The 13,511-nt window shown below is 54.0% G+C and carries 11 protein-coding genes; 8 read left to right on the top strand and 3 right to left on the bottom strand.

Translation table 11 applies throughout. The features are described from left to right. Positions 1-65 precede the first annotated feature (65 nt). A complete protein-coding gene (locus tag ACHUEV_RS05090; protein ID WP_394177976.1) occupies positions 66-1,346 on the top strand; it encodes a DUF3422 family protein in 1,281 nt (426 codons plus the stop codon). A 58-nt stretch (positions 1,347-1,404) separates the two neighbouring features. Next, positions 1,405-2,712 (top strand): cytochrome-c peroxidase, encoded by a 1,308-nt coding sequence (locus ACHUEV_RS05085; protein ID WP_394177975.1) that lies wholly within the window; start codon positions 1,405-1,407, stop codon positions 2,710-2,712. On the opposite strand, the gene ACHUEV_RS05080 is transcribed toward ACHUEV_RS05085, so the two are convergent. Beyond that, positions 2,709-3,968, bottom strand: a complete 1,260-nt coding sequence (locus ACHUEV_RS05080) for an ROK family transcriptional regulator (RefSeq protein WP_394177974.1) — start codon at positions 3,966-3,968, stop codon at positions 2,709-2,711. The two genes, ACHUEV_RS05085 and ACHUEV_RS05080, sit on opposite strands and share 4 nt — an antisense overlap. A 202-nt stretch (positions 3,969-4,170) precedes the next feature. Between ACHUEV_RS05080 and xylB the strand changes: the two genes are divergently transcribed. From xylB to ACHUEV_RS05050, 6 genes are all read left to right on the top strand, one after another. Further along, complete coding sequence (gene xylB, locus ACHUEV_RS05075; RefSeq protein ID WP_394177973.1) at positions 4,171-5,610, top strand: xylulokinase; 1,440 nt, start codon at positions 4,171-4,173, stop codon at positions 5,608-5,610. Beyond that, on the top strand, positions 5,607-6,908 hold the full coding sequence (gene xylA, locus ACHUEV_RS05070) for a xylose isomerase (protein ID WP_394177972.1): 1,302 nt from the start codon (positions 5,607-5,609) through the stop codon (positions 6,906-6,908). The genes xylB and xylA overlap by 4 nt, the downstream gene beginning before the upstream one ends. A gap of 127 nt (positions 6,909-7,035) precedes the next feature. Then, entirely contained in the window at positions 7,036-7,938 is a 903-nt protein-coding gene (locus tag ACHUEV_RS05065) for a hypothetical protein (protein WP_394177971.1), read from the top strand. Continuing rightward, positions 7,935-9,140, top strand: coding sequence for a hypothetical protein (locus ACHUEV_RS05060; RefSeq protein WP_394177970.1), 1,206 nt, complete (start codon positions 7,935-7,937; stop codon positions 9,138-9,140). The genes ACHUEV_RS05065 and ACHUEV_RS05060 overlap by 4 nt, the downstream gene beginning before the upstream one ends. 4 nt (positions 9,141-9,144) lie before the next feature. Continuing rightward, positions 9,145-10,332, top strand: coding sequence for a glycerate kinase type-2 family protein (locus tag ACHUEV_RS05055; RefSeq protein ID WP_394177969.1), 1,188 nt, complete (start codon positions 9,145-9,147; stop codon positions 10,330-10,332). A gap of 65 nt (positions 10,333-10,397) precedes the next feature. Beyond that, positions 10,398-11,294, top strand: coding sequence for an endonuclease/exonuclease/phosphatase family protein (locus tag ACHUEV_RS05050; protein WP_394177968.1), 897 nt, complete (start codon positions 10,398-10,400; stop codon positions 11,292-11,294). Between the two features lie 219 nt (positions 11,295-11,513). Here the strand turns inward: ACHUEV_RS05050 and ACHUEV_RS05045 are convergent, their stop codons facing one another. Both ACHUEV_RS05045 and ACHUEV_RS05040 read right to left on the bottom strand, forming a co-directional pair. After that, positions 11,514-11,756 (bottom strand): hypothetical protein, encoded by a 243-nt coding sequence (locus ACHUEV_RS05045; RefSeq protein ID WP_394177967.1) that lies wholly within the window; start codon positions 11,754-11,756, stop codon positions 11,514-11,516. Positions 11,757-12,494: 738 nt separating this feature from the next. Next, on the bottom strand, positions 12,495-13,424 hold the full coding sequence (locus ACHUEV_RS05040) for a LysR family transcriptional regulator (RefSeq protein ID WP_394177966.1): 930 nt from the start codon (positions 13,422-13,424) through the stop codon (positions 12,495-12,497). Positions 13,425-13,511: the final 87 nt, after the last annotated feature.

Here is a 13,511-nt window from a genome sequence, read left to right as displayed (position 1 = left end):
GAATTTCTTTACAGGTCATAAAAATGCGCTAACCTGCGGTGATGAGTTTACCGTAAAGGCATTGCATGACACCTATTACAGACCATCCGTTGCGATTTGCATTGGCCAATGAATTGCATGCGCGTCCTTTTCCGTCGATGCGCGCGCCGGGGCGGGCTGCGTTCCTTGCCTTAAAGCCCAGCAAAAATGCAGCAGGCCGTGATCGAGCTGCGGATATGGCGCATCTTACTGATTTGCTTGATCGTTTTGCAGCACCACATCCGGAACCTGATGCAACCCATTACTTTGGCCAGATTGGGAAACATCAGCTTAAGTGGGAAAGCCACACCGAGTTCGTGACCTATACGATCTTGGGCGAGGGCGTCGCGGAGCGCCCCTTTGACGCGGCGACTTTTAGCGTGTTTCCCAATGACTGGCTGTCCTCAGCCCCCGGAACTCGGATTACATCGGCATTGATCCGTGTTGAAGTGGGTGATGATGACGACACCATCGCGAGCAAGGTGCAAGAATGGTTTGTCCCTGAAAGCCTTGCCATTAGTCGCGTCCTAGATGACGAACTGGTCATTGCAGGTGATTTTCGGATCGATCCGGCTGGTCACATGCGTTTTGCGGTTTTCGCACGTCCTCAGGTTGGGATGCGACGGATTGGTCGTGTGGTGCAGCGCCTGTGCGAGATCGAAACTTACAAGGCGATGTCGATGCTGGGGCTGACGCGTGCAAGGGGACTTGGTCCGCAAATGGGCATGATTGATACGACACTGTCAAAACTGATCGATGACATGCGCGGTCCAATGCCTGATCCGGCAGCACAGCTGCATTCACTGTTAGAGGTCTCCGCCGAATTAGAAAGTATTGCAGCGCAATCGTCTTTCCGCTTTGGTGCCACAGGCGCATATGAAACGATTGTGAACCAGCGGATCACTGTCTTGCGCGAAGAGCGATTTGGCGGGCGTCAGACATTCGGTGAATTCATGATGCGGCGGTATGATCCGGCGATGCGCACGGTGAAATCTACGCAAGAAAGGCTGCATGCGATGTCCGATCGGGCGCTACGAGCGGGTGATCTGCTGCGCACGCGCGTTGATGTTGAACGCTCCGCCCAGAACCAAGCCTTGCTGACAAGCATGGATAAGCGTGCTGATCTTCAACTGCGATTGCAGCACACTGTCGAAGGGCTGTCGATTGTCGCGATCAGCTATTACGCTCTGAACCTTGCTCTCTATGTTTTGGGGCCGCTGCAGTATAGTTTGGGCATCAGTAAAACCATTATGGCTGCCATCGCGACCCCGGTTGTCGTGCTGTGTGTTTGGGCGCTGTTGCGGCGTATTCGTAAACATATGGACTGACACCCTCTTGCGCGGGCTTGGCGACGTGATAACCATGCGATCCTTGGGAGGGGATCGAATGAACTATGCAGTAATGATTGCAGTCATGTTGTGCGGGCAGGTGGCAGTAGCCCAAGAATTGCCACGCCCAATTACCGATGCTGATTTCGCCCCCATAAACATGGACGAGGCCCGGCTTGGGCAGCTTTTGTTTTACGATCCAATTCTATCAGGCAACCAAGAGGTCGCCTGCGCGACCTGTCACCATCCTGCATTCGGAACGAGTGATGGGCTCTCACTGGGTATTGGGGATGGCGGAATTGGGCTAGGGACCCAGCGCGTCGCAGACCCAGAAAATATGCCCGAACAACGCATTCCACGGAATGCGCCTGCGCTGTTTAATCTTGGTGCCAACGAATTCACGCGCCTGTTCCATGATGGTCGGATCGAAGTCGACTTGGATCGCCCGGGTGGAATCCGGACCCCGCTAGATGCTGATATGGCCGCAGGGTTTGCATCGCTTCTATCCGCACAAACTATGTTTCCCGTGCTTAGCGGCGATGAGATGGCTGGGCACTATAGTGAAAACGAAGTGGCCAAGGCCGTGCGGCGAGGTGTTCTGACGGGGCCAGGTGGTGCTTGGGATATCATATCGCGTCGCGTCGCGGGTTTCCCGGAATATGCCGATGCTTTCGTTGCGACCTATGATCATATCGATACGCCGGATCAGATTGGTTTCACCGACATTTCAAATGCTGTCGCTGCGTTCATGGAGTTCGAATGGCGATCTGACACTTCTCCCTTTGATGCGGTCTTGCGGGGGGGCGGCACTTTGCCGGAACCCGCCGCGACAGGTATGGCCCTATTTTATGGTGAAGCAGGCTGTGCCAGCTGTCACGCAGGGCCATTCCTGACCGACCACGGGTTCCATCCGATGGGCAGCCCACAAATCGGCCCTGGAAAAGCGGCGCGTTTCGAAAGCCACGCGCGCGATGAAGGGCGGTTCAGGGTGACTGGCGATCCTACCGATCTGTATGCGTTCCGCACACCCAGCCTGCGCAACGTGGCGCTGACAGGTCCATACGGGCATGCAGGCGCATACGCAGATTTGCGTGCCTTTGTTATCGCGCATTTAGATCCGGTTGCGGCGCTGAACAACTATGACCTGACCTTGGCGCGTTTGCCCGAACTTCCTGTTGACGATCTACGTGAAAGCCCCGATGCAATTGCCGCTGTCGCGCAGTCCGCAGGCCCCAAGATGTCAGAAGATCAGGTCACAGCATTGCTTGCATTCTTGGACAGTCTGACGGACCCTGCAGCACAGGCCGGTCGCTTGGGTGTGCCCGAAGCCGTGCCAAGCGGGCTAAGCATACCGAACCCACGTTAAGAAATCGCCGCAACCGCCTGATCTGTTACCGCAGAAAGCGCGAGGGCTGTTGCGCCACGCGCCCAGACTAAATCGCCCCAAGCATGGGTTTCAACGGCACAGGCGGATCGGCCATCGTTCAGCGTAAGGCGATGCATTTCAGCAAGGACTTCGTCGGCATAAAGATAGTCATACTGCATGCGTTCGCCTGAAATGATGATTAGCGCCGGGTCAAACAGCTGCACAACATTTGCTAGGCCTACCGATAGATATCTTCCCGCACGACGAAAGATGGTCTGCGCCGCCTCGTTCCCGGCCTTGGCTTGGCTGAACAATGCGTCCAGCAACGCGTTCGGGCTTTGGCGTTCGCTTGGCTGGTGGTGCAGGGCGGTCGCGGCTTCGCGGGCGAGCGCATAGTCAGCAAGATATGCTTCTAGGCAACCACGTTGCCCGCAACGGCATAGCGCGCCGTCTAATTGCACTTTGGTATGACCTAGCTCTAGCCCCATCCCACGCGCGCCCCGGTAAAGCCGGTTGTCGATCACCAATCCCATACCGACACCATGTTCGATTGTAACAACGGCAAAGTCAGACTTGGCACGGCCTGCGCCGAACCACAGCTCCGCAAGGGTTAGCATGTTGGCATCATTGTCTAAATGAAGCGGGATCGCAAAGCGGGTTTCAAAGTGAGAGGCGAAATCACTGTTGCGGGTGGCTAGCAGGGGTGACCACGGCACCGTTCCTGCCTGATGGTCGACAATGCCCGACATGCCAATCCCAACGGCGGCGATGTCCTGTTGGGTTTTGTTCGCCGCGGACAAGACGTCCTGCATAAGAATGCCGACTTCGGTTAGTATTTCATCCAAAGATTTCGGGTGTGGCGGCGTTTTTAGCGACGCCGTCGCAAGCGTGTTACCCGCGAAATCGGTAAGTACAGCGGAATGAAATTCATCCGACAGTTTGATACCGATGGCAAAATGTGTATCTGGAATGACTTCAAGGGCGACGGCAGGGCGCCCACGTCCGGTTTCGCGTGGGATGCTTTCGACCTCGCGCAAAAGGCCCGCGTTAATCAAATCGGCGGTTAGGGCGGTGGCTGACCCTGCGCTAATACCAAGGGCACGGATCACATCGGTTCGGGTTGCACGGCCGGCGGCACGGACATGTTCAAATATCTGCTGGCGCATTGATTTAGCGTTCGCGGCTCCCGAAGGTAAAAGCGGGCCACAACCGACCGGAGCGCCCGAGTCGTCACTTGCTGTGAGTTCATTTAACATAGTTCGATGCCTGAATTATATTTTGGGCAGTTAGACCTCGTTTTCGATATTTTATCAAGTGCGTTCGCGTTTTTCCATGCTTTTAGCCTAAATTTGAGGTTTGGAATGCGTTTTTTAATTCGAACGATGAATTTAATTTGACAACTCGCAATCCGATGGTCAGAACATGCCACGAGGGAAATCAAACGGAGGGGGTAGCCGTATGTATATTGGGTTAGATCTTGGGACTTCTGGTCTTAAGGCAGTGTTGATTGATGACACCCAGACAATTCTGGCCGAGGCAACTGCGCCGCTAGAGGCCGTTCGCCCAGAGCCCGGTTGGTCAGAGCAGGCTCCTGCAACTTGGCTTGATGCCGCAGATGCCGCGATGCGAGCGTTGAAAAATCAGACTTCATTGGATGCGGTGCATGGGATTGGCCTGTCGGGTCAGATGCATGGCGCAACATTGCTTGATGCAAACGATGAAGTCCTACGCCCCTGCATTCTATGGAATGACACCCGTTCAGCGGTCGAGGCCGCCGAATTGGATGCGGACCCAAAGTTTCGCGCACTTACTGGAAATATCGTGTTTCCAGGATTTACCGCACCAAAGCTGGTTTGGGTTGCACGTCATGAGCCCGAGATTTTCGCCAAAGTAAAACGTGTTCTTCTGCCTAAAGATTACCTACGGCTTTGGCTAACGGGCGAGGCCGTGGCCGAAATGTCAGATGCTGCGGGCACCAGCTGGCTGGACGTGGCTAAGCGTGATTGGTCTGATGAATTGCTCGCCGCGACGGGTCTAAGTCGCGAAAACATGCCGCGTTTGGTTGAAGGGTCCGAAGTGTCGGGGGTTTTGCGTGGCGAACTTGCTAGCCGCTGGGGGCTACCGAGTGGCGTCGTCGTGGCCGGCGGCGGTGGTGACAATGCTGCCAGCGCTGTTGGTGTCGGTGTGGTTAAAGCAGGCGATGCCTTTGTTTCGCTTGGTACATCCGGCGTTCTTTTTGCGGCCTCTGATGCATATCAGCCCGATGCGGCTACGGCTGTGCACACGTTCTGTCACGCGCTGCCGGGAACGTGGCACCAGATGGGGGTCATTTTGGCCGCTGCTGATGCGCTGAATTGGTATGCGAAATCTGTTGGCCAACCTGCGGCAAAGCTGACCGAAGGTTTAGGTGCGCTTCAGGCACCAAGCCAAACATTATTCCTGCCGTATCTGGGCGGAGAACGTACACCGCATAATGACGCAAACATCCGCGGCGCGTTCCTGCATTTGGATCATGCGACAGATCAGGCGGCCATGACGCGGGCGGTTTTGGAAGGCGTGACCTTTGCGCTGCGCGACAACTATGACGCACTGACATCGACTGGAACCCAGATCAACCGGCTGATCGCCGTCGGCGGCGGATCAAAGTCTGACTACTGGGTACAGGCTATTGCGACCTCATTGGGGATCCCAGTTGAGCTACCCGTTGCTGGTGACTTTGGCGGTGCGTTCGGCGCCGCACGTCTTGGCCTGATGGCCGCGACAGGGGCAGGCGTCGAAGTCGCCACGATCCCGCAGATCGCCCGCACAATTGAACCTGACCTCGCGCTGACCGACAGCTTTGCCGAGGCCCACACAAGATATCGCGCTAGTTATGACGCATTGAAAGGACTGAAATGACCGACTTCTTTAAAAACATCCCCGCCATCAAGTACGAAGGTCCAAACACGGACAACGATTATGCTTTCCGTCACTACAACCCCGATGAGGTTGTAATGGGCAAACCAATGAAGGATCACCTGCGGTTTGCGGCGGCCTATTGGCATTCATTTGCTTGGCCGGGTGGTGACCCGTTCGGTGGCGAAACATTTGAGCGCCCGTGGTTTGGCGACACAATGGAAGCGGCAAAGCTAAAAGCTGACGTCGCATTTGAGATGTTCCAAATCTTGAACGTTCCATACTTTTGTTTCCACGACGCGGACGTTCGTCCCGAAGGAAACAGCTTTGCTGAGAACACGAAGAACCTCGAAGAAATCGTTGATTACTTTGCGGAAAAAATGGACGACACTGGCGTTAAGTTGCTTTGGGGTACTGCGAACCTGTTCTCGCACCGTCGCTTTATGTCAGGCGCTGCAACAAACCCTGATCCCGATGTATTCGCGTTCTCTGCTGCAACAATCAAAACCTGCATGGATGCGACCATGAAACTGGGTGGAGAAAATTATGTGCTGTGGGGCGGTCGTGAAGGCTATGAAACACTGCTGAACACAGACATGGGCCGTGAACGCCAGCAGGCTGGGCGCATGTTGCAGATGGTCGTCGATTACAAACACAAGATGGGCTTTAAGGGCGCGATCTTAATCGAACCTAAGCCGCAAGAGCCGACCAAGCACCAGTACGACTATGATGTCGCTACGGTCTATGGTTTCCTCAAGGAATTCGGCCTTGAAGGTGAAGTGAAGATGAACATCGAGCAAGGTCACGCGATCTTGGCTGGGCATTCGTTTGAGCACGAATTGGCTGTTGCACGCGAGCTGGGCATCTTTGGTTCCATCGATATGAACCGCAACGATTACCAGTCTGGTTGGGATACTGACCAATTCCCGAATAACGTCCCTGAAATGGCGCTCGCTTATTACGAGGTTCTGCGTGCTGGTGGCTTCACAACTGGCGGTACAAACTTTGATGCAAAGCTGCGTCGTCAGTCTTTGGATGCCGAGGATCTGATCCTTGCGCACGTTGGCGGTATGGATGCCTGTGCTGCCGGCCTAAAAGCCGCCGCTGCGATGCTTGAAGATGGTAAACTAGAGGCTGCACGCAATGAGCGTTACGCTGGATGGGATACTGACGCGGGCAAAGGCCTGTTGAATAGCGATCTTGATAGCATCACTGCCAAGGTTCTGGCGGATAACACGAACCCAGAACCACGTTCAGGCCGTCAGGAACGCCTGGAAAATCTGGTAAACCGTTACCTGTAAGCCATCTTAAAAACTGGCGCTTGCCCCTTTGGGGCAGGCTGCCTAACCTGCGTGAAATAACGACAGGTTTCTTTTCTTGATCAGCGCCTTATTTAAAACGCTTGGACGCAAATATTTGGACGTGACCATGCGGTCCGGTCCTGACCTTAACGTCCGAATTATTGAACGTCCCGGCGTCTGGATGGATGACGCGCAGCTAGAACATCTATCGGCGGATTTGCGGGCCGTTGCGTCGCGTACGCTTGATGCGGGCAGTCTGACCTATGGTGTCTTTGCAGGTGACGCCAAGCGGATGAAACAGGTCATCATTACGCTTGTCAGTCGTACTGACGGCACGCCAATTGCGTTTAACGCGCTTGCGATCATGGAACTTGATACAAAACCCAACACGACAGAAGTGTTGCACCTTGGGCTTGTTATGGTCGATCCGGATGAGCGGTCAAAGAACCTGTCGTGGGTTTTATATGGGCTGACCTGCTTCCTCATCTTCTTTCGCCGTCAGTTTCGACCGGTTTGGATTTCAAATGTCACCCAAGTACCAGCCGTCGTTGGTATGGTGTCACAGATGTTTTCCGGTGTCTGGCCGCGCCCTGATGGTGGGCGGCGGACGTTAAACCATCTGCTTTTAGGGCGGCAAATCATGGCGCGGCATCGTGATGTGTTCGGCGTTGGACCAGAGGCCGGATTTGACGAAGACCGATTCGTGATCACCGACGCCTACACTGGTGGATCAGACGACCTGAAAAAGACGTGGGAGAACGCGCCAAAGCATCGTGATGTGCGATACAATGACTTTTGCGCAGAGCAATTAGACTATGACCGTGGCGATGACGTGATCCAGTTAGGTCAAATGGATTTGGCTGCGATGCGTAGCTATCTGCGGCGCGAAGTGCCGAGATCAGCGGTTCTTGGTCTATTGCTAACGGGTGGGTTGGTCGCTTTGCGTCGGGTTATTCTGCCGGCGGTATACTGGGCGGACAGCAGACAGCATTGGGAAACACTACGTCCCTATGATGAGGCGAAGAAATGAACAGTGCTTCTGCCGAATTGACACAGCTTTGCATGTCGTTGGCCGCACTTTTGGGGCTGCTGACACTGCAAATGGTGCTTCAGCGCAGAGACGGGCGTGACCCGATCAATCGGCGTTTCTTGTTTTGCGTCCGCATCACCATGTTGCTTTTCTTAGGGCGCGTGCTGGTGACACTCACTGGCTTGCAGATATTTCGGATACTGGTGCTGCTGGGGGCTGCTCTTATTCCGCTTGCGGCGCTGTTGCTGACCGAAGGGTTGCTGCGCAGGCATGCTCCACCCATTGCAAAGCAAATTATTGGGTGGGGGACCGCCGTTTTCGTCCTAAGCGCGTTTTGGTATCTGGGAAGTATTGATCCTTTTCGGCTTTTTGCTCTGCTGGCGTTCCAGTTGTTTGGATTCTTTATCGGCGGCTGGTTGATCCTAAGCAGAGACCGCACTTCGTTATCTGCAAGTGAAAACACCACTGTTACTCGGATCGGCCTGTCGCTTTGGTTGTTCATCCCACTGGCGCTGGGTGATTTTTTGATGGCGGTTCTGGATCTTCCAATCCAATTTTCTGCGCTTGGCGTGCTGATCCTATGCTGGCTGGCGATCGGGCTGGGGCGCGCGCAGATAGGGCACCGCGTTGTGATCGTGAATTTCGCGGTGATGGTGTTTGCCGCCGTATTGGTTGGGTTGCTGGTAGGCACAATCGCAGACCTTAATCGGGATGGCGTACTGCTAAGCACAGCGGCGGTGATGACCGCATTGTTCCTTGTGTCCATCTTGAACGACGCACGGGGGTTAAGATCCGAAGAACAAAGCCTTGGTCTGCTTCAATACTTGGCCGAAACGAACACCGACGATCCGGTCGTATTCTTGCGAGATCTACGCGGGCATCCACTTGTTGAAGGGGCTGCAATGATCAGCCGTGCGAGCTTGGCCGAGCTGCAGGAGCCGACGCTTAAGCAGATATTTGACGCCAGCCCCGTTTTGCGCCGATCTGATCCGCCGCAACTGGGGGCATTGGCAGATGACCATATCGCACATCTGTTCGACAGCTATAGCGCGACCCATGTGATCCTTGCATCCAGCACACCACGAGTTTTGATCGCGCTGTCGATGCCGTCGCTAAGCGCGTCGCCGATGGCTGAACTGGAACTAAAAGTCGTGCAGCGTATGGCCGCGCTCATGGCCCAACGCCGCGCAGATAAGGAATAAGACATTGAATAAATTACGCCAACAGGCCGTTGATATCTTTATGGCAGGCGTAAAAGCTGCCGATCCGTTTGCCGCGGTTCAAAATGCATTGGCCGAGGTGACAGAACCCGCGCAAATCATTGCAGTTGGCAAAGCCGCACGATTAATGGCTAAGGCTGCTTTGTGTCGTTTCAAAGATGTCCCGTGCATCGTTGTGACGAACTATGAAAACGCAAAGCCGCTCGATGGGGCGCAGGTCTATGCGGCTGGTCATCCTGTGCCAGACCAAAACGGTGCTGACGCTGCACAGGTCGTGATCAAGGCATTGAATGCGGCCAAGGGGCCGGTGCTTGCACTTATTTCCGGGGGCGGTTCGGCATTATTGCCTGCGCCAGCAGGGGGAATAACCCTTACGGACAAGGCGCGGGTCAATGAGCTGTTGCTTGGTGCTGGGTTAGAGATCACCGCGATGAACCTGATCCGTCAGCAATTGTCAGACCTAAAGGGTGGTGGTTTCTTGCGTCATGCCAGCCCGCATTCAGTGACCGCGTTGATCCTATCCGACGTAATTGGTGACGATCTGGCAGCTATTGCAAGCGGCCCAACGGTCGGCCCCATCGGCATGGCATCAGAGGCAATCGAATTGTTAAAAGGTGCTGGTATTTGGGACGATGTGCCTGCGACAGTGCGTCACCACTTGGAAAACAAGGGAAGTGCTGAACCGTTACCCAAGGCACGCAATATATTGGTCGGGTCAAACACGCAAAGTGTGGCAGCAATGGCCAAAGCAGCAACAGACGTACATGTGATCGAAACCGCTGTCGAAGGCGATGTAGCAGACGCCGCCGCCTTTATATGCGACAATGTAGCGATGGGTGTGACCGTATGGGGCGGCGAAACAACCGTCGTGCTAAAAGGGAACGGTCACGGTGGGCGTAACCAAGAATTGGCACTGCGGATCGCCCAAGAGGCTGAGCGCCGAGGCTGGAAAGACTTTGTGTGCCTACAAGGGGGCAGTGATGGTCGGGATGGGCCGACCAATGCCGCAGGTGGCATCGTAGACCAAGATACATTGGGTAAGATCGACGATCTGACCGCTCTATTGGCAAATAACGATAGCTACGCTGCCTTGTCACAGGCTGGTGATTTGCTGATGACGGGTGCCACCGGTACCAATGTCGCCGACCTTGGGGTGATGATCCGGAGAGGTTAGTCAGATTTGTTTCTGCGCTACATGCTTGACTGAGACTTAGGGTTGGAGCGGCTGTGAGAAGGGTATTGAAATATCTTCTGATTGGACTGTTGGCTTTGCTTGCCACTGCCTGCGTTCAAATTGTGCGCAATTCCGGCGCAGACAGTCTGGCGTCGCGTGCGAGCGATAGCATCCGTTTTGCGACACTAAACGTGCATTACATCGTGTTGCGTCGAGAAACCGGTGCGTGGTCGTTGGGTGACTGGGAGCGGCGCAAGGCCGCACTTGATCTGGCATTCAAAACGATCGCACCAGATGTCATGGGTTTTCAAGAGATGGAGAGCTTTGCGGGTGGCAACAATGGCGATACCAATCTGGGGCTTGATTGGCTGTTGTCGCAGAACCCGTCTTACAAAGCTGCGGCTGTTGGTGACTGGCGCAGCTTTCCATCGACCCAACCAATTTTGTACCGGTCCGATAAGCTGACCTTGCGCGATCAAGGGTGGTTCTTTTTCTCAGATACGCCTGATGTCATCTATTCCCGAACGTTCAACGGGTCATATCCCGCATTCGCGTCATGGGCCGAATTCGCGACCAAGGACGGGGAAGCTTTTCGGGTCGTCAATGTGCATTTCGAATACAAAAGCCGCAGTAACCGCCTGCTGTCAGCGGCATTGGTCGCTGAACGTATCAAACCTTGGGTGGATGCCGGTGAAAACGTTGTGTTGTTGGGGGATTTGAATGCGCGTCATGGCAATCGAACCCAAGAGATACTGTCGCAAGCGGGGATTACCTTTACGCCCGTTGTCGGGGCCACATATCACTTTAACCGCGGTCTGAACTTGTTCGGCGCGATTGATCATATCGGGGTGACGCAAGGGTTTGCTCCCAACGGGCCACCCAGCGTTTTGCGACAAAGATTTCTCGGGGAATGGCCGAGTGACCACTATCCTATTGTCGTGGATATCACAGTGGTGAAGTAAGCATTTGTTCTAAAATGGTATTTTTGGCGATCGGCGTGTTGGTTGCCATCTCCACAGTCGTTCGAGGTGAATCACCATTGGCGATGAGATTCTGAAATGCTCTAGGTCTGCAGGAGTACGGTACTAACCACGGCAACGAAAAACACCCGCCCGACGATGGCAGCGGGTGTTTGGAATATTTCTGTTAGATGATGCTTCAGCTAAGGCACCATCGACTGATTAGTCGTTGTTCGCTGTGAATAGTACAACGCAGTCTTCGCCTTCGCATGTCGCAAGATTTGCAGGCACGTGCAGCGGACCAGCTGTTGTGATCAGGATATATGCGTCGTCTTGAAAACCGGCAAATTCGCCGCTGATTGTTACGCCATGTGATTCAAATGTAAGGGCAATTTCGCCAGCAGAGGCGATTGAAGGCAATGCCAAAGCAACGGCTGCGCATAGACCTTTTGAGATGTTCGTCATGATTTACCTGTAAACTTGTTAAACTACTACGGCGCTTTACTTAAGGGTAAACCTGCTTTCAATCAACTGTCTGAAAGTACAGGCCGTCGATTTTTTCAAGGTGCCCGGGCAGGGTGGTACTGGCGTTTTTACTTAGTAAAATGCTAGATGCTGCGAACCCGAGATAGACCGTTGTTGGAATGAATATGGAAAAAAGCGAAAGAATGACCGCCGCTCAGGTACGACGTGCTGGTCGCTTGTCTGTAGCGCCGATGATGGATTGGACATACTGATCTCCTTGGCCATTCTTTGTATTCCAAAAGGGTTGTAGCAAAATTGTAGCACCGCGAGGTCTGGATTAGCCCGTCGGTAGGACTGTATTCTTTGATTTAGCCTGCAGCAACGATGGATTTCGAAGCGCATGTCATCTCTGGCGTCGGTTGCAAATTTCTGGGTTGCTCTGCGAATATATTCTCTGCGATCCGTTCTTGCGATAGAAAACGATCTTTGGTTATGAACTCTACGGAAGCAAAACCAAATTCTGAATCTGGGGAAACTGCTTCCTTGTCTGGCCTGCGCGATCGTAAGACGTGAAGGCGCCAGGATCGGCCACTTGCACTTGAGTTACGCGCTACGGGTGTCGCCAAACCAGCATTTGTCCACCTAGTGTGAAACATGCCAAAATCCAACGTTCAGTTTGAGCCCGTTCTCCATTTGCTGCGCAGTAACCGAATGTCTGCTGCTCATTCGTTTTGGGCGCTATTGTAAGTCGGGGACTAGCAAATGTGCACCCAACGGCCCCGCGAAGAACTCAACGCAGCTTTCGATAAACATCTGCACAAGTTTTCGTCTTGGGCCGGGTGCAAACCCGAGTGAGAGGGTAATGCCGCTCAAGCTGTCGGTGATTGGCACGCAGCGAATGTTACCACCTGCGTAGGTTAGCATGTCGGGAGGTTTCATGTTCAGAAGGGAAATTCCGATATCGGAAGCAACGAGTGAGCGGACCATTTCAGTTGAATTGGCGGTTGCGACGATACGCAGGTCTTCTCCGCCTTGTTCAAGCACTTCCAGATAATACCCCCGCGCGGCGGGGCGGTCCAAAAGGATGAGTGGTTCGCGCACAATTTGTGAAACGGTCAGACCCTCAAGCTGTGCAAGGGTATGATTGGAAGAACACAAGCAGTAGGTTGGCGCAAAGATCAGCGGTTGCACCTCGATTTGGGGGTTGGGAAATTCTTCGACAAACAAGATCACATCGAACTCTCCGTCAAGCAGTCCCTTTTGCACAGAGATATTGTCACCTTCGTTAAATGTGAAAGTGATGTCAGGATGGACCGCAAGCATTTGGGCAGCGAGCCTTGGCAGAAAGCTTGGTGCAACTGGCGCGTTGTAGCCAACTGATAGATTACCTGACAGGTTGGATTGCAGGTCAGATACCCCGGTCAGCAACGTATCATATCGTTCCAACAGATCGTCGATACGTCGCCCGACATCGCGGCCTGCCTTTGTGGGGAATATGCCCTTTGCCCGCGCTCGGGTAACGAGGGCCATCCCAAAAGTGGTCTCAGCTTGGTCCAATGCTGAGGCAATGGCGGAGGGGGTCACATGCATTGCACCGGCTGCGCCCGTGATACTGCCAGTGCGTAGTGCTGCCTGAACGTAGCGCATCGCGCGAAGAGAAAGAGACATCAAACAACCTCGGAAATTACGAGATATTACCTCATATAAAACTATTTTTCAAAGGATAGTGTATTTGCGAGAGTTCCCATGGTCGCG

This window comes from Yoonia maritima (genome assembly GCF_043641945.1).
GTDB lineage: Bacteria > Pseudomonadota > Alphaproteobacteria > Rhodobacterales > Rhodobacteraceae > Yoonia > Yoonia maritima_B.
Note: the sequence above shows the minus strand (reverse complement) of the source record. Positions and strands in the feature narration are given on the sequence as shown.

What these genes read in the sequence shown, in the direction of transcription:
- ACHUEV_RS05080 (WP_394177974.1), bottom strand. Translation starts at nt 3,968, where the DNA reads ATGTTAAATGAACTCACAGCAAGTGACGACTCGGGCGCTCCGGTCGGT.
- xylB (WP_394177973.1), top strand. Translation starts at nt 4,171, where the DNA reads ATGTATATTGGGTTAGATCTTGGGACTTCTGGTCTTAAGGCAGTGTTG.
- ACHUEV_RS05085 (WP_394177975.1), top strand. Translation starts at nt 1,405, where the DNA reads ATGAACTATGCAGTAATGATTGCAGTCATGTTGTGCGGGCAGGTGGCA.
- ACHUEV_RS05065 (WP_394177971.1), top strand. Translation starts at nt 7,036, where the DNA reads ATGCGGTCCGGTCCTGACCTTAACGTCCGAATTATTGAACGTCCCGGC.
- ACHUEV_RS05060 (WP_394177970.1), top strand. Translation starts at nt 7,935, where the DNA reads ATGAACAGTGCTTCTGCCGAATTGACACAGCTTTGCATGTCGTTGGCC.
- ACHUEV_RS05040 (WP_394177966.1), bottom strand. Translation starts at nt 13,424, where the DNA reads ATGTCTCTTTCTCTTCGCGCGATGCGCTACGTTCAGGCAGCACTACGC.
- ACHUEV_RS05090 (WP_394177976.1), top strand. Translation starts at nt 66, where the DNA reads ATGACACCTATTACAGACCATCCGTTGCGATTTGCATTGGCCAATGAA.
- xylA (WP_394177972.1), top strand. Translation starts at nt 5,607, where the DNA reads ATGACCGACTTCTTTAAAAACATCCCCGCCATCAAGTACGAAGGTCCA.
- ACHUEV_RS05045 (WP_394177967.1), bottom strand. Translation starts at nt 11,756, where the DNA reads ATGACGAACATCTCAAAAGGTCTATGCGCAGCCGTTGCTTTGGCATTG.